23 protein-coding genes and 1 tRNA gene are annotated in these 19,043 nt (G+C 44.9%); 5 read left to right on the top strand and 19 right to left on the bottom strand.

The features are described 5' to 3' along the window. Positions 1-78 precede the first annotated feature (78 nt). Genes A3L04_RS04130 through A3L04_RS04120 form a run of 3 tightly spaced genes read right to left on the bottom strand, consistent with a single transcriptional unit; the run spans position 79 to position 3,318 of the window. On the bottom strand, positions 79-1,098 hold the full coding sequence (locus tag A3L04_RS04130) for an SLC13 family permease (protein WP_172799801.1): 1,020 nt from the start codon (positions 1,096-1,098) through the stop codon (positions 79-81). 31 nt (positions 1,099-1,129) lie between these two features. Beyond that, on the bottom strand, positions 1,130-1,564 hold the full coding sequence (locus tag A3L04_RS04125; protein WP_068579638.1) for a hypothetical protein: 435 nt from the start codon (positions 1,562-1,564) through the stop codon (positions 1,130-1,132). 35 nt (positions 1,565-1,599) lie between these two features. Continuing rightward, positions 1,600-3,318, bottom strand: a complete 1,719-nt coding sequence (locus tag A3L04_RS04120; RefSeq protein WP_068578943.1) for a glutamate--tRNA ligase — start codon at positions 3,316-3,318, stop codon at positions 1,600-1,602. A gap of 112 nt (positions 3,319-3,430) precedes the next feature. On the opposite strand from A3L04_RS04120, the gene A3L04_RS04115 reads away from it, so the two are divergent. Continuing rightward, positions 3,431-3,775, top strand: coding sequence for a hypothetical protein (locus A3L04_RS04115; protein ID WP_068578945.1), 345 nt, complete (start codon positions 3,431-3,433; stop codon positions 3,773-3,775). 72 nt (positions 3,776-3,847) lie between these two features. Here the strand turns inward: A3L04_RS04115 and A3L04_RS04110 are convergent, their stop codons facing one another. After that, positions 3,848-4,261 (bottom strand): hypothetical protein, encoded by a 414-nt coding sequence (locus A3L04_RS04110; protein WP_157092445.1) that lies wholly within the window; start codon positions 4,259-4,261, stop codon positions 3,848-3,850. A 155-nt stretch (positions 4,262-4,416) separates the two neighbouring features. Then, positions 4,417-4,494, bottom strand: a tRNA-Val gene (locus A3L04_RS04105). Between the two features lie 104 nt (positions 4,495-4,598). Between A3L04_RS04105 and A3L04_RS04100 the strand changes: the two genes are divergently transcribed. Further along, positions 4,599-5,312: a phosphoribosyltransferase family protein gene (locus tag A3L04_RS04100; RefSeq protein WP_088859107.1), complete on the top strand. Its 714-nt coding sequence runs from the start codon at positions 4,599-4,601 to the stop codon at positions 5,310-5,312. Here A3L04_RS04100 and A3L04_RS04095 read toward each other — a convergent pair. The 14 genes from A3L04_RS04095 to pfpI all read right to left on the bottom strand — a co-directional run bounded on the left by A3L04_RS04095 (position 5,309) and on the right by pfpI (position 16,073). After that, positions 5,309-5,755, bottom strand: coding sequence for an Lrp/AsnC family transcriptional regulator (locus A3L04_RS04095; protein ID WP_068578951.1), 447 nt, complete (start codon positions 5,753-5,755; stop codon positions 5,309-5,311). The two genes, A3L04_RS04100 and A3L04_RS04095, sit on opposite strands and share 4 nt — an antisense overlap. Continuing rightward, a complete protein-coding gene (locus A3L04_RS04090) occupies positions 5,688-6,230 on the bottom strand; it encodes a YkgJ family cysteine cluster protein (protein WP_068578954.1) in 543 nt (180 codons plus the stop codon). The genes A3L04_RS04095 and A3L04_RS04090 overlap by 68 nt, the downstream gene beginning before the upstream one ends. A 12-nt stretch (positions 6,231-6,242) precedes the next feature. Next, the gene (locus A3L04_RS04085) at positions 6,243-6,473 is read right to left on the bottom strand and encodes an Lrp/AsnC family transcriptional regulator (protein ID WP_068578956.1); all 231 of its coding nucleotides are present in this window, start codon (positions 6,471-6,473) and stop codon (positions 6,243-6,245) included. Beyond that, positions 6,473-7,804 carry a signal recognition particle protein Srp54 gene (locus tag A3L04_RS04080; RefSeq protein ID WP_068578959.1) on the bottom strand — a complete coding sequence of 444 codons (1,332 nt, stop codon included), beginning with the start codon at positions 7,802-7,804 and terminating at the stop codon, positions 6,473-6,475. Before A3L04_RS04080 ends, A3L04_RS04085 begins: the two co-directional genes overlap by 1 nt. A gap of 38 nt (positions 7,805-7,842) precedes the next feature. Then, positions 7,843-8,454 carry a dTMP kinase gene (gene tmk, locus A3L04_RS04075; protein WP_068578962.1) on the bottom strand — a complete coding sequence of 204 codons (612 nt, stop codon included), beginning with the start codon at positions 8,452-8,454 and terminating at the stop codon, positions 7,843-7,845. A gap of 29 nt (positions 8,455-8,483) precedes the next feature. Beyond that, a complete protein-coding gene (locus A3L04_RS04070) occupies positions 8,484-9,188 on the bottom strand; it encodes a phosphohexomutase domain-containing protein (protein ID WP_068578965.1) in 705 nt (234 codons plus the stop codon). Positions 9,189-9,201: 13 nt separating this feature from the next. Continuing rightward, complete coding sequence (locus A3L04_RS04065) at positions 9,202-10,287, bottom strand: sugar phosphate nucleotidyltransferase (protein WP_068578967.1); 1,086 nt, start codon at positions 10,285-10,287, stop codon at positions 9,202-9,204. Between the two features lie 78 nt (positions 10,288-10,365). Further along, positions 10,366-11,724, bottom strand: a complete 1,359-nt coding sequence (gene dnaG, locus A3L04_RS04060) for a DNA primase DnaG (protein WP_068578969.1) — start codon at positions 11,722-11,724, stop codon at positions 10,366-10,368. Continuing rightward, complete coding sequence (locus A3L04_RS04055; protein ID WP_068578971.1) at positions 11,684-12,118, bottom strand: toprim domain-containing protein; 435 nt, start codon at positions 12,116-12,118, stop codon at positions 11,684-11,686. Before A3L04_RS04055 ends, dnaG begins: the two co-directional genes overlap by 41 nt. Positions 12,119-12,165: 47 nt before the next feature. Beyond that, positions 12,166-13,440, bottom strand: a complete 1,275-nt coding sequence (locus A3L04_RS04050; protein WP_068578972.1) for a TIGR04013 family B12-binding domain/radical SAM domain-containing protein — start codon at positions 13,438-13,440, stop codon at positions 12,166-12,168. Between the two features lie 66 nt (positions 13,441-13,506). Further along, entirely contained in the window at positions 13,507-13,692 is a 186-nt protein-coding gene (locus A3L04_RS04045; RefSeq protein ID WP_088859137.1) for a histone family protein, read from the bottom strand. A 233-nt stretch (positions 13,693-13,925) separates the two neighbouring features. After that, positions 13,926-14,834, bottom strand: a complete 909-nt coding sequence (locus A3L04_RS04040) for a triphosphoribosyl-dephospho-CoA synthase (protein WP_068578974.1) — start codon at positions 14,832-14,834, stop codon at positions 13,926-13,928. Next, on the bottom strand, positions 14,821-15,525 hold the full coding sequence (locus A3L04_RS04035; protein ID WP_068578976.1) for a hypothetical protein: 705 nt from the start codon (positions 15,523-15,525) through the stop codon (positions 14,821-14,823). Before A3L04_RS04035 ends, A3L04_RS04040 begins: the two co-directional genes overlap by 14 nt. Before the next feature lie 47 nt (positions 15,526-15,572). Then, on the bottom strand, positions 15,573-16,073 hold the full coding sequence (gene pfpI, locus A3L04_RS04030) for a deglycase PfpI (protein WP_068578978.1): 501 nt from the start codon (positions 16,071-16,073) through the stop codon (positions 15,573-15,575). 136 nt (positions 16,074-16,209) lie between these two features. Here pfpI and twy1 point away from each other — a divergent pair, with 136 nt between their 5' ends. The 3 genes from twy1 (at position 16,210) to A3L04_RS04015 (ending at position 18,956) form a co-directional block, all read left to right on the top strand. After that, the gene (gene twy1, locus A3L04_RS04025; protein WP_068578980.1) at positions 16,210-17,226 is read left to right on the top strand and encodes a 4-demethylwyosine synthase TYW1; all 1,017 of its coding nucleotides are present in this window, start codon (positions 16,210-16,212) and stop codon (positions 17,224-17,226) included. A 75-nt stretch (positions 17,227-17,301) separates the two neighbouring features. Next, positions 17,302-18,537, top strand: coding sequence for a translation initiation factor IF-2 subunit gamma (locus A3L04_RS04020; protein WP_068579643.1), 1,236 nt, complete (start codon positions 17,302-17,304; stop codon positions 18,535-18,537). A gap of 2 nt (positions 18,538-18,539) precedes the next feature. Then, positions 18,540-18,956, top strand: a complete 417-nt coding sequence (locus tag A3L04_RS04015) for a PIN domain-containing protein (protein ID WP_068578982.1) — start codon at positions 18,540-18,542, stop codon at positions 18,954-18,956. Positions 18,957-19,043 lie beyond the last annotated feature (87 nt).

Raw genomic sequence — 19,043 nt, 5'->3', positions numbered from 1 at the left:
CTCCTTAGTCTTCCTGGGACTTTTCGAGCCTACCTTCAAGCTTTTCTGTTTTATCCTTTGAGAGGTACTTTGGTAGCTTTATATCCTTATCTCAAGAAGAAAAAGCGTCAATAAGAGCGCAATAAGGAGGTAGGCAAGAGAATACTTGTGAAACTCTTTCACGCTTATTCCCGAAAGCCTTATCGCTATGAGGTTTGCTAGAGAACCAACCATACTTCCAGTCCCACCAAGGTTAACGCCCAAGGAAAGGCAAAGCCAATCCTTCGTCCAGGGCAACATAACCACGGTCGCAGGGACGTTGCTTATAATCTGACTCAGGATGAGGGAGTAGAGGAATACACCTGCTGAAGTTAGCTTGCCTATGTTTACCATTGAGGACAATTCAGAGAAGTTAGCGAAGATAAGTGCGAAGGTGGGGACGAGGGCCACATCAAAGGATAGGAGAACGTCCCTCTTAACAATCAAATAAGCTAAAACGGTAAGAAGCAGAGAATATTTCGCCAAATCAACTCTCCCCATAACCACGTTAAAAACGAGGAGAAAAGAGGAGAGCAGGAAAAGCTTCGCATCAACCTCTACAGGGGGAACTTTAACTTTAATCCTCTTATCCTTGACCATTAGGGAGAATAGGAACAAAATCACGAGCCATAAAAGGACATAAGGGAGCATTCCCTTAATAAACCCAAGAAATGAAAGCGAATAGTGCTTCCATATTATCACATTCTGCGGGTTTCCTATTGGGGTCAAAGAGGAACCAACGTTTGCAGCTATGGCGGAAAGGGCAACTGCCCTCGGAACGTTTATTCCCGCTATCCTGCCGGTGACAACAACTAAGGGTGTGAATATTAGAATCGCAGTGTCGTTCATGATCAACGCCGAAGAAAATGCTATAATCGGCAAGAGGATCATAACTAACTTTCTTTCAGATCCCCTAGATAGGGTTATCAGCTTAATAGCAAGCCTAGTGAAGATCCCAGAAAGCTCCAGACCCTTAGAAGTTATTATGAGGGCCGTTATAAGGGCGAGGCTCTCCCAGTCAATGAGGTAAAGGCTCTTCCTGGGGTAACTCCTGTCAACTATAGTGAGAACTAGGTACATCACAATGAGAGTTGAAAGAAACCATTCTCGTCTAATAACGTATGATATGCCTCCTAATTTCATCCGTAAGTGGGTAATCGGGGACAATTTTCTCGCCATCCGCCGAGACCCTTACGTGCATGATTATAAAGCTTTTCCAGGCAACCGGAACAACCCAGCAACGCTCGGGCTTTCTGTACTCGCACGCTTCAATGACCCATGCCTCCCTGAGGATCTCTTGCATCCTTTCTCTAATTTCATCCTCAGCTACTTGGACTTGGGAGTGAACAGGATTTCCCTTGGGGGAGGGCTGCATAGTTGAAGGATCGAAGTGAACCCTATCGACGGCGAAGTCCATGTAGAGAATGGGAACGTCAACGTGAATGCCCTCGGGGGTTCTATGAACTATTACTGGTCCTGGGGTAAAGAGCTGGAGGGCATTTTTGACTGTCTCTATCGCCTTAAGAGAATTCTCAACGCTCAACATGTAAGAAAGTAGGGAGAGGAGGTAAAAAGATTTTTTCATTTATGAGCGAAGATCGCTACGACCTTGTCCCCTTCTATCTTGTCAATTCTAACAAAGCCAAACCTCTCGAACTGAACTACTTCGTCAACCTTAACGTTAGCATCCCTCTCCAGCAGGCCCTTTCTGATTATCAGCTCGTCTCCCTCAGGAACTATGACTTCGCAGGGCTTACCTTCGGTAACCCAGTGGATCATCCTCCACTTATTCTTTCTAGCTACCTCGTAATCGTAGCTGTGGAACCTTGCCTTTATTGAATTCTCCGAGACTTCAAGTATTTCAACGTTGAAGAGATCCTTGAGCCTCACAAAGTTTCCGGGTTTTAAGAGATCGAGATCGTCCCTAGAGACGTAAACGGGCTTTCCTGGGGTGAACTTGAGAACCCTATAGCCCCTCTCTGGGTGATCCGGGTGGAGGGGGATCTTGGCCTCAAATTCCTCAGTATCCTCAACGTACATCGGGATCGGATCGGCAACGAAGAAGTACCTGTTGGCTATAGGATCGACAAGCTTCCTGTTTATCGCAGCCAAGTTGTCCCAGCTCACAGTCGTGTCGCTCCTCTTGAGGCCTACCTCTATGATTAACTCCTTTATTGCCTCAGGTCTTATACCCCTCCTCCTTAGGGCCCTGATTGTTCCGAGCCTCGGATCGTCCCAGCCAAGGTATTTTCCTTCCTCTATTCCTTTCCTAGTCTTGGACTTGCTCAGTATTACACCCTCAATGCTAAGTCTCCCGTGGTGAACTGTAACTGGATACTCCCATCCAAGATACTCATAGATGTATCTCTGCCTTGTCTCATTCTCAGCGTGCTCCTGCCCCCTAAATATGTGAGTAACTCCAAGCTCGTGGTCATCTATAGCCGAGGCGAAGTTGTAGAGGGGCCAGACCCTGTACTTATTCCCTGCTCTCGGGTGGTTCGGATTATCTATGATTCTCAAGGCGGGCCAGTCCCTTACTGCAGGATTTGGATGATTTAAGTCAGTTTTTATCCTGACTACGGCCTCTCCTTCTCTGTACTCTCCGTTGAGCATCTTTCTCCACCTCTCAAGCTGAACCTCTACTGGCTCATCCCTGTGGGGGCATGCTATTCCCTTATCCCTCAGCTCCCTAAACTTCTCCGGTGAGCAGGTGCACACGTATGCCTTGCCCATCCTTATCAGCTCTTCAGCGTACTTGTAGTAGATCTCAAGCCTGTCGCTTGCGTATACTATTTCGTCTGGCTCAATTCCGAGCCACTTTAAGTCCTCAATTATCATGTCATAGAATATTGGTTCGGGCCGTTTCACCTTTGGATCAGTGTCGTCAAACCTCAGAATGAACTTGCCATCGTACATGCGGGCGTATTCGTGGCTCAAAATAGCAGCCCTAGCGTTGCCCAAATGGAAAGCACCATCTGGATTAGGGGCGAATCTAGTAACCACCTTACCTTTTTCAGCCTTTGGCAGTGGAGGAAGCCCCTTTTTCTCTTCCTTTTTCTCTTTTTTAGCCTCAAAGTACTCAGGATACAATTCTTTAAGCTTGGCCTTCTGCTCCTCAAGGCTTAACCTGTTTACCTCCTCCACTACTTTGTTCACAATTGGAACTATCTCCCTTGCCTTTGGCCTGAGCTCTGGGTTCTCCCCCAGGATTTTACCAATGACGGCTTTTGAATTAGCTTTACCGTCATGCTCTATTGCATTGATGAGAGCGTACTTCCAAGCTATCCTTTCAACTTCCATTATGAACCCCCAACTGAGTTGGATTAGAGAGGAGTTATAAAGCCTTTCCAAAATTTTAGAAACGAAAAGTTAATAAAATCTCGGACAGAGATTAGTACGGAGGTGAGGAAAAATGGTGCACGAGTACATTAAAGGGAAAATTAAGGAGTTCACAAAGGAGGAGAAGGAGAAAAGGTACAAGTACCTAGGGAAGGAAGTTATAGATGTTGGAGATCCTGGGCTTGACAGCATTCCTGAGTTCTATGGGATAGCGAACGCAATATGGAGGGACTGGAAGAATGGAGAGATAAGCACGAAGACGGCAATAGCAAGGTTGGCACTATTAAAACTGTTAACTTATAAAAGCAAAAACAGAAAGATAAAGGATATCCCAGAAGAAGAACTCGAGGAAGTTAGGAAATTCATAGACTATGTAATCCAGGTAATTGAAAATGAAAGTAAGAGAAGTCAGCGATAGCTGGTGTCATCATATCTCAGTCCCGAAACCGGTCATCATCCCATAAAAAATGCGCAAAAATAGTTAAAAGGGTTACCTAGCTAGGGCAACTCCCCAAAATGCAACTTTGTGATTTGGCTCTAGATCGGGGGAATACAGGATATCCTTGTAAATTCCATGGGCAACGAAATATACGCTTGCTCTTTCAAGCTTTTTCGCGCTTACGTTTATAATTTCCATTTTTAGCTCAGGATCCCTTTCAAATATTACCATTGCCGAAGCTTTCTCACCAGTATCCATGTCTTCTACAGTACCAACGTACACCCCAGGACTTCCATAGGCTATACCTATTACATCAACTTCTTTTGGCCTTGGAACGTTTATTTCAGCTTGTTCTGTAATGAATTCAAACACTCCGGGAGCTATCTTTGAATCTGAATACACAGTTCTCTTAACTACAAGGCCATCCCTAACGTTCATAACATCAACCCTTCCAGCGAACATCATTATGGAATTTTTTCAATTAGGATATTAAATTTTCTAAAAATTTTCAGCCAGAATGTTTGACAATATATTAAGGGTAGGAGATCTTGTGACAAGACTATTAGAAAAACTGACCGCATAAGTTGGATATAAGACAATTAAGTAAGAGAAGATGACTCTGGTGGGCCCGCGGGGATTTGAACCCCGGACCTCCGCCTTGTGAGGGCGGCGTCATAACCAGTCTAGACCACGGGCCCTTTCCCGATCAAACCTGACTGAAGATTAGTTTTTAAGGATTTCGCGTTGAAAAAGCGAAAGTCATTTATACATACTTTTGTCAATTGCCGATTGGGGGAGATGTATGAATCAACTTGAAGCAATGAAAGAAAAAATTAAGGTCATCAGGATGCTCAGAGTTCTTAAGAAGTCTTACACATATGAGGAGCTTTCCAAGATTACCGGACTTCCAATAACCGTTCTAAACAGATACGTAAGGGGGAAAGTCCTGCCTAGCGTTGAGAGAGCAAGGGAACTAACGGAAAAGCTTAGCCCATACCTTAATCTTGAAGATGAAGTTCGAAGGAGACTTAAGTATGATTCTTTTGGATTCTTTGATACGATGAGCGTGCTTAGTGATACAAATCTTCTCGCTCTAATAGCTGAAGAGGTCGCCCTTAGATACATGAAAACTGGTGTTGGAAAAGTTCTGACGGCAGCAACAGATGGAATCCCCCTCGCCGTACAGATAGCAAACGAGCTTGGTATTGACGTTGTCTATGCAAAGAAGAAGAAGGAGGTAGGGGTAGACAAGTTCTATGAAATAAACTATGTCCCAAGTGCTTCGGGCAGTATAACAACACTCTACCTTCCAGCTTGGGCCTTGAAAAAAGGAGAAAGAGTCCTAATAGTAGACGATGTTATAAGGAGTGGAGAAACTCAAAAGGCTCTTATAGAGCTCTGCAAACAGGCAGATGCAACACCAGTGGGTATGTTCTTTTTAATAAGTGTTGGAGATATAGTAGATAAACTAAAGGAGGAGTATAATATTCCGGTAGATGCTTTAGTCAGACTCTAAGGTTCCAATCTAAAATCCTCTTTTACTATCTCTAGCGCAACATGTGTGTTTGTTTTTTCTACTCCATCTATACTCAAAACGCTCTTAACGAACCTGTTCATGTCCTCTCTGTTTCTAAACTTTGCAACGACTATGATGTCGTACTCGCCAGTAACATCATAAACACATGTCACATGCTTATCCTTTGAAATTATCCTCTCGATCTCCCTGATCTTCTTCCCTTGAGCTTTTATTCCAATGATAGTCGTTAACTCATACCCTATGGCTTCATAATTTATCTTAACGGTAAAGCCTTGAATAACGCCAGAATCTTCAAGTTTCTTTATTCTGTTATATATTGTCCCGACAGCAACATTTAACTCCTTAGCGATCTCTCTATATGATGTTCTCGAGTCTCTTAAGAGGATAGCTAGAATTTTCCGATCTAATTCGTCTAACTCCATATTCACCACCTTTTAACACCTCTCCAAAGTATCTCTCAATTATTATCTCAATCGGATCTCCATCTGGGTGATCTATTCCAGGACAGTTACTGTCCTTCTTTATGTAAATCTCAAGCGTATCTCCATGTTTTATTAGAATGAATGGGTAAAGCTTGCAGGCGAGAGGCCTATACTCGTATATCCTGCACTTCTTTGTCTCAGGATCGAGGAAGACGCATGCATCATCGAAAGGTCTCTTTTTGATTGCATATCCCAAAAATTTGGGGCCTCTGTAGAACATCTTTGTGTAATCCACGAAGTACTCCTCCTCGTATCCTAGGGCCTTAATCCTCTCCACGTCTTCCTCCCTGAGAGGAATGTCATTTTCAATACAGCACCTTGCGCAGTCCTCTATACACTTGAACTTGAAATTATCCTTTACAACGTCTATCTCCCCAGTTTTCATATTCACTATTGCTATGAGCTCCTTCTCCATACCCCCCACCGGCTAATAGGAGCTCGCAATTAACGTCTCACTGATTTCAATTCCAGGAATCTTCCTGAGGACATTATCATGGAACTTATCAAGATCCTTTATCCCATTCACAGAGATTCTGGCAACTATATCATAATCCCCATAGACTTTGTACACTTCCTTGACTTCTGGCCTCTCCTTTAACATTCTGTAAACCTCATCCTCCTGACCTGGGTGAACGACTAAGAGTATAAAGACCTCCATCACATACCAAACCTCCTTGCCAGCCTTGCGAGTTGCCTCTTATTCATGCTCTTGAAGAACTTCTTCATCTGCCGGTACTGATTTAATAACTCCTTAACATCGCTTATTGAAGTGCCAGAACCCCTTGCAATTCTTTTTATCCTTGAATAATTGATTATATCAGGATTCATTAATTCCTCCTCTGTCATGGAGTCCATGATCACCTTGAACTTTCTTAGCCTCTCCTCCCCGACCGAGATTACATCATCGGGAAGAGAGTAGCCAAGCCCAGGAATCATCCTGAGAATCTGCTTTAAAGGCCCCATCTTCTGCATTGCCTCAAGCTGAGCGTACATATCTTTGAGAGTGAACTTACCCTTAAGGAATCTTTCAACATCTTCCTCAGTAAATTCAACTTCCTTTTCAAGCTCCTTGAACTTCTCCAAGAGCCCCTGAATATCTCCAAGACCTAAGAGCCTAGAAACAAATCTTGCTGGATCGAAGGGCTCCAGGTCATCTATCTTCTCTCCTACTCCTATGAATTTTATAGGAGCTCCAGTCGCGGCTACCGCCGAGAGAGCTCCTCCGCCCTTCGCTGAGCCATCAAGCTTGGTAACTACAATTGAGCCGATAGGAGTTGCCTCCTTAAATGCCAAGGCTTGATTGTACGCCTGCTGACCAATTGTTCCATCAATGACAAGGATAACCTCGTGGGGATTTATTACATCGCTTATCTGCCTCATCTCATCTATGAGGTATTTCTCCTCCTTATGCCTTCCAGCCGTGTCAACTATTATCAAATCGACGCCTTTACGCTTGAAATGCTCGACTCCCTCCTTGGCGAGTTTTATTGCGTCCTTCTCATTTGGATCTCCGAATACCTCTATGTGATAAGGATCGAGCAATTGCCTAAGCTGGTGGTAGGCTCCAGGCCTCCACGTGTCTGAACAGACTACTCCAACTTTGTATCCTCTCTTCTGGAAGTACCTTGCAAGCTTTGCAACAGTAGTCGTTTTACCGCTACCTTGAATTCCAACCATCAACAAAACTGTAGGCTTTTCTCTAATCTCTATAGGCTTAGCCTCGGTCCCCAGTAATTTCGTTAGCTCTTCGTATACTATCTTTATTATGTGCTCCTTCCTCGATATTCCTGCCGGAGGCTTCTCTTCTAAAGCTCTCCTCTGTATCTCCTTGGTTAGCTTTAGTACAAGCCTAACGTTAACGTCAGCCTGAATTAAAGCCCTCTGGATGTCCCTCACTACTTCCTTTATCAACGCTTCATCAACGCTACCCGCTCTCGCTATCTTCTTGAGGGCATTGCTGAGTGCCCTGCCTAACGTGTCAAGAACCATCTTTCCTCACCGGCAAAATTCTTAAGGGAGCTTCGCCTTTATAAAAGCTCATGTTCAACCAAGGCCACAATGTCTCTATGCACGTCTTCAATGCTATTCATTGCATTGATTATCTTCATTTCCGGAAACATCTCGGCTAGCTTAAGGTAGTTCTGCCTGACTTTTTTCTGAAGATCCAACAACTTATCGAATTCTGAAATATTCGCTCTAGCCCTAATTCTCTTCAAACTTTCCCTAGTTGGGAGATCCAGCAGAATAGCAAGGTTAGGCCTAATTGCGAACTCGTTAATCTTCATGAGCCATTCCAGGTCAAGACCCCGAGCCCATTGATATGCAAGGGAAGAATAGAAGTACCTATCGCAGATAACCACCTTTCCCTCATCTAACGCTGGCTTGATGACTTTCCTCACATGCTCAGCTCTGTCAGCAGCAAAAAGAAGGGCCTCAGCTTCGTAGCTTAACTTTGAGCCATCTATAAGGCTACCGCGAACGACAACTTCTCGAATAAATTTTCCAAGACTTGTATCGGTAGGCTCTTTTGTAAGAAGGACATTATAACCCCGTTCCCTAAACCACTCTGCAAGCAATCTCGCTTGAGTGCTTTTGCCAGAGCCATCTATACCTTCGAATACTATGAACAACCCCGACATAGGGATCACCAAATGAAAGAGAATAAAGGCTAAAGCTTCTTTAAATACTCTAAGAACTTCCAGAGACTATTGAATTCTTTGACTTCATCATCCTTGTAAACTTCAACGACGCCGTCTGGTCTAAATCTCAGTCCGAAGTCATAACTTCCCTTGGTGAGCTTCTGCAGGAAGACTTCCTTGGGTTTAGGGGGGAGATAGCTTGTCATCATGTCATTCATTAGCTCTACTTCAAAGCCAAATTTATCGCTTAGTCGTGGAAACAGAAGAACAGCTGGAGTATTCATACAGTCAACCAGGGCTTTCCCCCCGACTTTAAAGTCATAGTGCTTGAATATTTCATGAAGCATATCATCTAGTGCATTTGGATAGTAAACTGTTGCCCCTATGTCATTTGGAGGAGCCTCAACAAAGGCCCTATTATTTAGAATCGCATTTACTTCATCAACTTCAATATCGCTTATTTCAACCCTTACTCCCCCATAATAATAGACATACGCAAAGGGATATCCTTTTTTCTTTGCAAAGTCCCTGAGGGCAATCAAAGGAATTAACCTCACATCCATTATTGTTGAGCCCGTGCTTACTATTCCAACTACTAAGGCTCTCTTTCCATATCTCGAGATGGCTCTCCCATCCCTTCCAACTACGATTGTACCCTGGGCAGCAGTTCCAATAGCTCTGCCAAGGAGCGCGAGTTCTTCTGGGTTGAACTTTTCAGACCTATATAACTCCATTCTTCACACCCCCTCAATCGGGTAGTATTATGCTTTCCTTACCAACTCTTGAGTCGGCCCAAATCTTAACATTTGCACCAATTTTGCTAAATTCTTCTATAATAGAGTTATCCCCAATGACACTTCCAGCCTCTATCACGACACCCTTGCCAATGTACACGTTTTCCCCTATTATTGCTTCCCTAATTTCTGCCCCCTCCTCTATTACCACATTCGAAAATATAACAGAACGTTCTATTTTTACATCCCTCCCTATTTCAACATTGTCACCGAGGACTGCAAATCCCACTATATTGGGCTTCCTTAGTATGCACCTGCTACCTGTGAACAGACTACCTCCCTTCTCGATATTTCCCTTTAACGAGCCTACATTTATTTGAGGCAACTTAAGCTTACCTGCAAAGACATCCTCTGTAGCCTGAAGGTAAGTTGAGGGCCTACCAACATCGTTCCAGTACTCATCAAAGGGGAATCCATAGATGGGGATTCCTTCCTCGAGCATTTTGGGGAACAGGTTTAGTGAAAAATCATAATTCTTACCTTTTGGGATTAGATCAAAAATGTCGGGCTCAAAAACATAAATGCCCGCGTTAACTAAATTACTTGGAGCTTCTTCAGGCCTGGGTTTTTCTTTGAAGTAAAGTATTTTGCTGTCCTCATCTAAAACAGCAACACCATAGTGGCTAGGATCTTCAACTTTTGTGAGGGCCATTGTTGCTATTCCGCCCTTCCTCTTGTGAAACTCGACTAGTTCTTTAAAGTTTAAGTTCGTCAGAACGTCACTTGAAGCAACTATAAAGGTGTCGTCCAAGAACTTTTCAGCCTTCTTAAGCGCACCAGCCGTCCCAAGCTTTATGTTTTCCCCATTCGAGTACTTGATCTCAACTCCAAAATCTTCTCCGTTACCAAAATATTCGAAAATTTTCTCTTTCAAGTAACCAACAAGAATTACCACCTCGTCAACTCCGATATCAACAAGGCTTCTAAGCATATATTCCATCAGGGGCTTATTAAAAAATGGCATCATTGGCTTCGGCCTGTATATTGTCAAAGGAAGTAGCCTTGTCCCTTTTCCACCCGCGAGCAACACTGCCTTCATGGTCACTCCCAAGAAAATTTATCCACTCGGTTATTAAATAATTGCGGTTGAAAATTTTGAAAAGAAGAGGAGTAGAAACTACTCAGCAAAGGTTATTATCTTCAAGTTAATTGGCCTTCTGACAACATTTGCTTTCTTGGCACCTATTAGGTACTTAACTCCTTTCTCGCTAACTACATCAATTAGCCTTTGGGTTATTATCCCGTTGAATACAACAGCATACACTGAATCGTTTTCATCAATTGCATTTAAGAGATCTCTCGTATGAACCTCAGTAATCACGTTCCTGTTTTCATCAAGCAATAGTGCTATTGGATCAGGAGAATTCTTGACCCGCTCAATGAAATCCTTGAATTCCTCATAACTGGGCTGGACAACCTTGAGAGGCTTCACTATCTTTTCGTTAGGCCTAATATGTGGTTTAGATTGTGGCTTTTCTTCTTCTCGCTTTTCCTCCTTATCCTCCTTGACTTCCCCCTCCTTCTCTCGCTCCTTCACGATCTCATAGAAGCTCTTGCCCTTATTGAAGAGCTCATTGATAACTTGCTCCGCTGGAACTTTACTCCTTAATGCCTTTATTATCTCTTTCTTAGTGAGCTCCTCAACCTCCTTGCCTTCAGGAGCCCTTGCAACGTAGTCTATGTCAGCAACCTGCAAAAGCTCCTTGAGTATTAATTCTCCACCCCTATCACCGTCAGTAAATGCTGTAACTATCCTCTCTTTGCTGAGCCTTATTATCGTCTCTGGAATGGAAGTTCCTTCAACGGCTATAGCGTTCTTTATTCCATGCCTCAAGAGGTTGAGAACATCTGCTCTCCCCTCAACGACAATTATTGAATCTGAGAACGGCACATGAGGTCCAGCAGGAAGCTTTTCTGGGCCGTATTCAATCAGCTCCATTTCCCTCACTGCCTTCCTGACTTCCTCGACTAGCTCCTGGGTCTCAGGTATCTCCTCCTCCATCAAGGTCTCAAGGATTTCCTTAGCCCTTTCAATTATGTACTTCCTCTTTGTCGCCCTGACATCCTCTATCTTTATCACCCTGATCTTGGCTTCGCATGGTCCAACTCTGTCAATTGTCTCAAGGGCAGCCGCAATTATGGCAGTTTCAACCCTATCGAGACTTGAAGGGACTAAGATTGTGCCGTAGGTTTTTCCTGCTTTTGTGTGAACTTCAACTTTTATCCTTCCTATTCTTCCAGTCTTCTGGAGCTCTCTTAAGTCAAGATCATCTCCAAGAAGGCCTTCAGTTTGACCAAATATAGCTCCAACAACGTCAGGCCTTTCAACAACACCATTAGCTTCAAATTCAGCGTGAATAATGTATTTTGTCGTTCCAAAATCGTCCTTTCCTGCCATAATACCACCCTCTTTTATTTTTTCAAATCTCTGCTTTTCAGATAGGATGTGTTGGAGTATCGTTCGCTTTCTTTTCATTAAACCCCCTCCTCAGGGGCCAGAAACGGAGACTCAGGCCCTCCCAGAGAGAGTACAGATCTTCAATGCCTTTAATGTCCTTCATTGCGATGAACTTTAGTTCCCTCCTAGTTTCAATGTCGACTTTAGTTAAGCCCTCAAGCAGCCCGTAAAGCTTCTTAGCCAGCCGCTCACCCGTTTCATCTAAATCTGTGAGTATCATTACCTCCTCATATTCCGATGCTATTAACGCGACATCCGCGAGGGGTGAGCGGGAGAGCCTGAGTATCTCCGTCCGGACCCCCAATTTCCTTAGGGATTCTTCATCTCGCCGACCTTCGACGATGATCAGGCCAGTAAACTCTCGCAATCGTTCTATGATCTTTTCAAACTTCTCATAGTTCTCGGGGTACATAGCCCCGTCAAGTAGTAAGGCTTACTTAAAAGTTATAAGTTTAGCGATCAGCAAACCTCCCTAATAATCCCATGATAAGTGAAAGGTTCCTCATAGAACTCGTCAATAAGCTTCTGTAGTCTTCTAGATATTTGGATTTGAACTCCCCAGGAGCCCTCAATCTTGCCCTCAGCCGCCATCCTGCCCAAGAATTTTTTCATCTCCTCACTTAGTGGAGAGGGTCTGCAACGGGCCCAGGGAGTTCCTGGGAGAGGCATGAAGTAGTGTGCCCTAACTTTACCTCCCTTCTTCATTATCCACTCCATTAACTCTATGCTCTTCCTCTGGCTCTCCTCACTCTCGCCAGGAAGACCCACTATGAAGTCAACTACAGGTTCCAAGCCGTACTCCAAAGCCAGCTCAACTGCATTAACCACATGCTCAACCTTATGTAATCTGTGCATTGCCTTAAGCATGGCATCATCCCCACTCTGGGCCCCAATAGCAAGTCTTCTTGTATCGGTATACTCTACTAGCAACTCAACGGTTTCCCTAGTGACGAATTCCGGCCTTACTTCACTAGGAAATGTGCCGTAGAACAATCTCCTTCCCTCTCTTCTCAAAGGTTGGAGAGCCTTAAGTAAAGCTTCAAGCTTTTCCAGCTTAAGGATGGCCCCAGGACTGCCATAGGCAAAGGCATTTGGAGTTATATAACGCATGTCCTTCATTCTCCTTGAATACTTAACAATTTGATCTATTGGCCTGTGCCTCATCCTGAAGCCCTTGGCGTAAGGGGTTTGACAATAGTAACAGCCGAATGGACAACCTCTGCTAATCTCCATTGGAGAGATAAGTTTCAAGCCTTCGGGATAGGGAGGAAATCTCCAGAAGTCTTCAACCTTAGCGAAACCCGTAAAAATGAAATCGTCACCTAAGTAGAAGGCGAGACCCTTAACGGAAGTTAGAGACTTCCCAAGCTTGTAATTGTTTTTCTTGAGCTCGAATAGGAGGTTATAGAGTGCTTCTTCACCTTCACCTATAACTACCACATCAAAGCCAAGGACCCTAAGAGTGTGCTTCGGCATGGCCATTGCATGGTAGCCGCCAGCAACAAATATCGCATTCACACGACTTTTCAGGATCTCCATCTCCCTTTTCACTTCGTCAACTTCCTGGGAGTAGAATGAATAAAGAACGACCTTAGGTTTAGCCCTTATTATCTCCTCCAAGTCTTTTGTCACAAGAACATCAGCTAGGTCATAGCCTTGACTCTCCAAAGCAGCTAGTAGGTGAACAAAAGCATTGTGATTTCTCCTCGTTATCTTTACGACAACCTCAACCACGAGAAAAAGTTACAAAATTGGTTTAAAAATAATACTAAGGGAAGAGAAATCAGCTCCTGATTGCAGCTAGTTGTCCTCAGCCTTAACAGTCTTTCTTCCGGCGTGCTTTGCGAGGTCGACAGCCTTCCTTGCAATCTCAAGGGCCTTCTCCTCAAGGTGCTCAGCGAGGAGCTTTGCTGCCTGCTCACTAACTCTCTGAGCACCAGCCTTCCTTATAAGCCTGTCAACTGGAGCAATTGGTAACTCAGCCATCATCCACACCTCCTACAAGTTCTTTCATTGGGATTTGGGCTCTAAAAGTATATAAACTTTTCGGAATTTCTGGGGCTCCAATTGAGATATGGGCCAACGGAGCAATAATGAATTATTAATAATAGGACATACAGTCATAGCCATAAATCCTGGGGACATTTAGGGGCCCTATAATTGATATAGCACCACACCTAGGTGAGGATCACATTGAGGGAGTAGAAGGAAGTAAAGCCCTAACTTTTATACAAAAATGACCCTTCGAGCCTGTACCCCTTCAAGAAAAGTAGTGATAATGCAACTGCCATTATGTCGGCTAGGCTACCTGGATTTCTCAAGTCACCTTTCTCGGCCATAAATCTTGAGAACTCTTCTAGTGTTAGCTCCCCCCTCACCACGAGATCTGCCTTTTCTCTAACAAGCTCCGCCTCTTCAATGCCAGCCTTTCTCTCTATTAAAGTGTCTCTATATCGAGCTAGGAGGGTTAAGAAGGTCTTTATCACAGAATTTTCAAGATCCTCGCTTTCAATAAACCCTTCTAGCATGTTTAGTGCTTCATAAACCTTTGAGTATCCATTGAGCCACTCACAGAATATCATCTCCCTGGAACAGCTAATCTCAGCAAGTTTGTAAAGATTAACGTTATCTCTAACGAGTTCATCAAAGGAGGAATCATCGTAGACATCGTACTTAACCCCCCTCCTGACACCCTTGGGGTTTGCGATCCTTATCGCCTTGTAGAAATTTATAGAGTCGTGAGGAGTTGACTTTTCTACAAGCTTGGAGGCATAAAGACCAGCTTCTTCTATTGACCTTCCGCTTGAGAGGGAAACTATTAGAGGAACGCTGAGGGTTACAACACCAAAATTCGGATTTGCATCCTGCCACCTTTTCGACTCCTTAATTGCCAGAAGTATTAGTTGTCCCAAGCCAACATTGCTCTCGTCGATAACACTTTCACCAAGGAGTTCTCCCCTCCTAGCGGCCTCCATATAGGGACCAATGAGGGAAGTGTTGGCAAAGAGGAAGTGATAAAAAGTCAAGTCAGGGAAATCTCTAAGCCTCGAAACGTTTCCCGGCTTAGGAATGGCAACTTCCACCAAGCTCCCCAGGATGAACGCCCTAACGATGTTACTCGTTCTCAACGCTCAGCTCACCCAGAACCTTTGAAACCCTCACCTCTACTTTACCTTTATCCCCCTCCGAAGAGTTGTGGACTTCACCGAGAACCTTTCCAACGCTGAGCTCAGCTTTATACCCGTCGGGCACCTCAACGTCAACTTCTCCAAGCACCTTCTCTATCTCCACGCTCTTCCTAACCTTTATGTTCACCTCACCCAAGACATCTTCCGCCTTAAACTCGTCTATGTAGGAGTAGCCATCAAGCTCACCAAGGACTTTATCAACCTCTACCTCCTTCAAGGGAGCGTAAATCTCTAATGTCCCCAGGATCTTGCCGACCTCAAGCTTGGAGATGTTGCCCTCTATGATTATCCTCCCGTTCTTATATTCAGAGCAATTTGAGCACGTTATGAACAACGTGCTATTATCTAGCGAAACCTCAATTGGCAGGTTGCTCTTTACGACAATGGAGAAATTTCCTGGCTTAATTACAACATCTCCAACTATCTTCGCGATCTCCACCGAGCTCGCGTTGTATTCTCCCAGCGTTTTCAGCGGGCCAGCCGGTACTTTCTCACAGCTATCACAGCTACAAATCTTAATTTCGTGAGTGCCAAGGTACTTAAGAGCTAATGCACCGACCATGAGTCCCACGATGACAATTACTAGGAAAAGTCCCAATATAAAGAAGCCTAGAAAGCCACCTTTCCTCATACCACCACCAAAGATGAAAAAACATGAAAGAATATAAACTTTGTTATTCACTTGAGTAGTTTAACGAACTCCCTCATCCATGCGTATAAGTCTGCAGGAACCCTTGAGCTCACCCAGTTGCCATCAACGACAACCTCAGAATCAACCCACTCAACTCCAGCGTTTATCATGTCATCCTTAATTCCTAGGTAGCTCGTTCCCTTCCTGCCCTTTAGAACTCCAGCCGAGATGAGTATTTGAGGCCCATGGCAGATGCTTGCAACTGGCTTGCCCTCGTTGAACATCTTTCTTGCAATTTCAACAGCCTTCTCGTTCAATCTCACGCGCTCTGGGGCCCTTCCACCCGGAAGGACGAGGGCGTCAAAATCGTCAGGATTAACTTCGTCAAAGGCCAAGTCAACGTTCACAGTATATCCATGTTTTCCGGTGATTACTCCCCTCTTGAAGCTCGCAACTACAACCTCATGTCCTTCCTCCTTGAGCCTGTGGTAGGGATAGATAAGCTCAACGTCTTCGAACTGATCCCCACTTAAGATCAGGACTCTCATGGTTATCACCAAGGATACTATCAGAGAAGACTTTTAACTTCTTTTCATGAATCAAACTTCACAAAATCGGCCAATTAGATTTTTAAAATAATGAAATCCACCATGAGTTAGGCGAGCCTAATCGGAGGTGAGAGAGATGGATATAAAGCCCGGAAAGATTACCATTCAAGCTAATCCGAACATGCCTCCTGAGATAGCTAACCTCTTCAGAAAACAACACTACGAATTAGTGGGAAGGCACAGCGGAGTTAAGCTATGCCACTGGCTGAAGAAGAGCCTAACAGAGGGGAGGTTCTGCTACAAACAGAAGTTCTATGGAATACACTCACATAGGTGCCTCCAGATGACTCCGGTTTTAGCTTGGTGTACCCATAACTGCATATTCTGCTGGCGCCCCATGGAGACCTTCATAGGGACGGAACTTCCTCAGCCCTGGGATGATCCAGCGTTCATTGTGGAGGAGAGCATCAAGGCCCAGAGGAAGCTCTTGGTTGGATACAAGGGCAATCCAAAGGTCGACAAAAAGAAATTCGAAGAGGCATGGTACCCAAAGCATGCAGCGATAAGCCTCTCGGGGGAGCCAATGCTCTATCCTTACATGGGGGATTTAGTTGAGGAGTTCCACAAGAGGGGCTTTACCACGTTCATAGTCACCAACGGAACAGTTCCCGAGAGGCTCGAGGAGATGATAAAGGAGGACAAGCTACCAACTCAGCTCTACATCTCAATTACTGCACCTGACATCGAAACGTACAACAGGGTTAACATTCCAATGATACCCGATGGATGGGAGAGGATAAAGGAGTTCCTCGAGCTCATGAACGGAATTCAAACTAGAACCGTTGTGAGGCTAACCCTAGTGAAGGGAGAGAACATGCACAATCCAGAGGGCTATGCGAGGCTGATCCTCAAGGCTAGGCCAATGTTCGTTGAGGCAAAAGCCTACATGTTCGTTGGCTACTCAAGGAACAGGTTAACGATAAACAACATGCCGAGCCACGATGATATAAGGAAGTTTGCAGAGGCCCTAGTAAAGCACCTCCCAGGATACCACATAGAGGACGAGTACGAGCCAAGCAGGGTAGTATTGATCATGAGAGACGACATTGATCCCTCCAGGACGGGCCTTGAGGGCAGGTTCATAAAGCACTGACCTCTTTTCCAAATTTTCCCTTCAGGATAAAGCTATTAAATGGACTTAGTTGAAACTCTTCTGGAGGCGAGAGCCATGGCAGAAGAGAGGAAGACAAAGCAGGCAGAGGTCAATATAGGAATGGTTGGTCACGTTGACCACGGTAAAACCACACTAACTAAGGCCCTAACGGGAGTTTGGACAGACACACACAGCGAAGAGCTCAGGAGAGGTATCACAATTAAGATAGGGTTCGCGGATGCCGAGATAAGGAAGTGCCCGAACTGTGGAAGGTACTCAACCTCCCCAGTCTGCCCCTACTGTGGTCATGAAACCGAGTTCGTTAGGAGAGTTTCGTTCATAGACGCCCCGGGTCACGAGGCACTGATGACCACGATGCTCGCTGGAGCTTCCCTGATGGACGGAGCAATCTTGGTTATAGCCGCAAACGAGCCCTGCCCAAGGCCTCAGACTAGAGAGCACCTGATGGCCCTCCAGATAATCGGGCAGAAGAACATAATCATAGCCCAGAACAAGATAGAGCTCGTGGACAGGGAGAAGGCCTTAGAGAATTACAGGCAGATTAAGGAGTTCATAAAGGGTACCGTAGCTGAAAATGCTCCAATAATTCCGATCTCAGCGCTTCACGGTGCGAACATAGATGTTCTCGTGAAGGCCATCGAGGACTTCATACCAACGCCGAAGAGGGATCCCAACAAGCCACCGAAGATGCTAGTCTTAAGGAGCTTCGACGTTAATAAGCCGGGAACACCTCCAGAAAAGCTCGTTGGGGGAGTTCTTGGAGGTTCAATAGTTCAGGGTAAGCTCAAGGTTGGGGATGAGATTGAGATAAGGCCTGGAGTTCCCTATGAGGAGCACGGAAGGATAAAGTACGAGCCGATAACGACGGAGATAGTTTCCCTTCAAGCCGGAGGAAAGTTCGTCGAGGAGGCCTACCCAGGAGGTTTAGTCGGAGTTGGAACAAAGCTCGATCCATACTTGACCAAAGGTGACCTGATGGCCGGTAACGTGGTCGGAAAGCCCGGAAAGCTTCCACCGGTGTGGGAGGAGCTTAGGCTTGAGGTCCACCTCCTCGAGAGGGTCGTCGGAACGGAGCAAGAATTAAAGGTAGAGCCAATCAAGAGGAAGGAAGTGCTACTGTTGAACGTTGGAACAGCAAGAACAATGGGCCTTGTTACGGGCTTAGGAAAGGATGAGATAGAATTAAAGCTCCAGATACCAGTGTGCGCAGAGCCCGGGGATAGAGTGGCAATAAGCAGGCAGATAGGCTCAAGATGGAGGCTCATAGGTTACGGGTTCATAAGGGAGTAGACATGAGGAAGGTTTGGCTCGTTCTCCCCGATACAAATTTTCTTTTCATCCCCGGACAGTTTGGGGTGGATATAATTTCGGAATTCGAGAGGATACTTGATGTGAAGTATCAAGTTGCCATTCCAAACGTCGTTCTTGAGGAGCTTAAGACGATAATAAGGGAGGGCAAGGTTAGAGGAAAGGATCTGATGGCGGCAAGGATGGCCTTAAAGCTTGCCGAAAGGTTTCCAGTTGTGTACATTGGAGAGTTCATGTCAAAGACAACAGACGAACTGCTGTACGAGTACGCGATAGCCAATGATAACGTTATAGTGTGCACGAACGATAGAAAGCTTAGGAAGAGGCTTAGGGAGGCTGGAGTTCCTGTTATATTCCTAAGGCAGAAGAAGAAGCTCGAGCTCGAGGGCATGCTCGAGTGATCAAATGATTAAACCTCTTCTGGTACTAATTCTGAGGTAAAGATTTGTTACTATGAAGAGATTCCTGGGTTTGAGTGTGCTTGAAAG

The organism is Thermococcus chitonophagus (genome assembly GCF_002214605.1).
Classification (GTDB): domain Archaea; phylum Methanobacteriota_B; class Thermococci; order Thermococcales; family Thermococcaceae; genus Pyrococcus; species Pyrococcus chitonophagus.
Note: the sequence above shows the minus strand (reverse complement) of the source record. Positions and strands in the feature narration are given on the sequence as shown.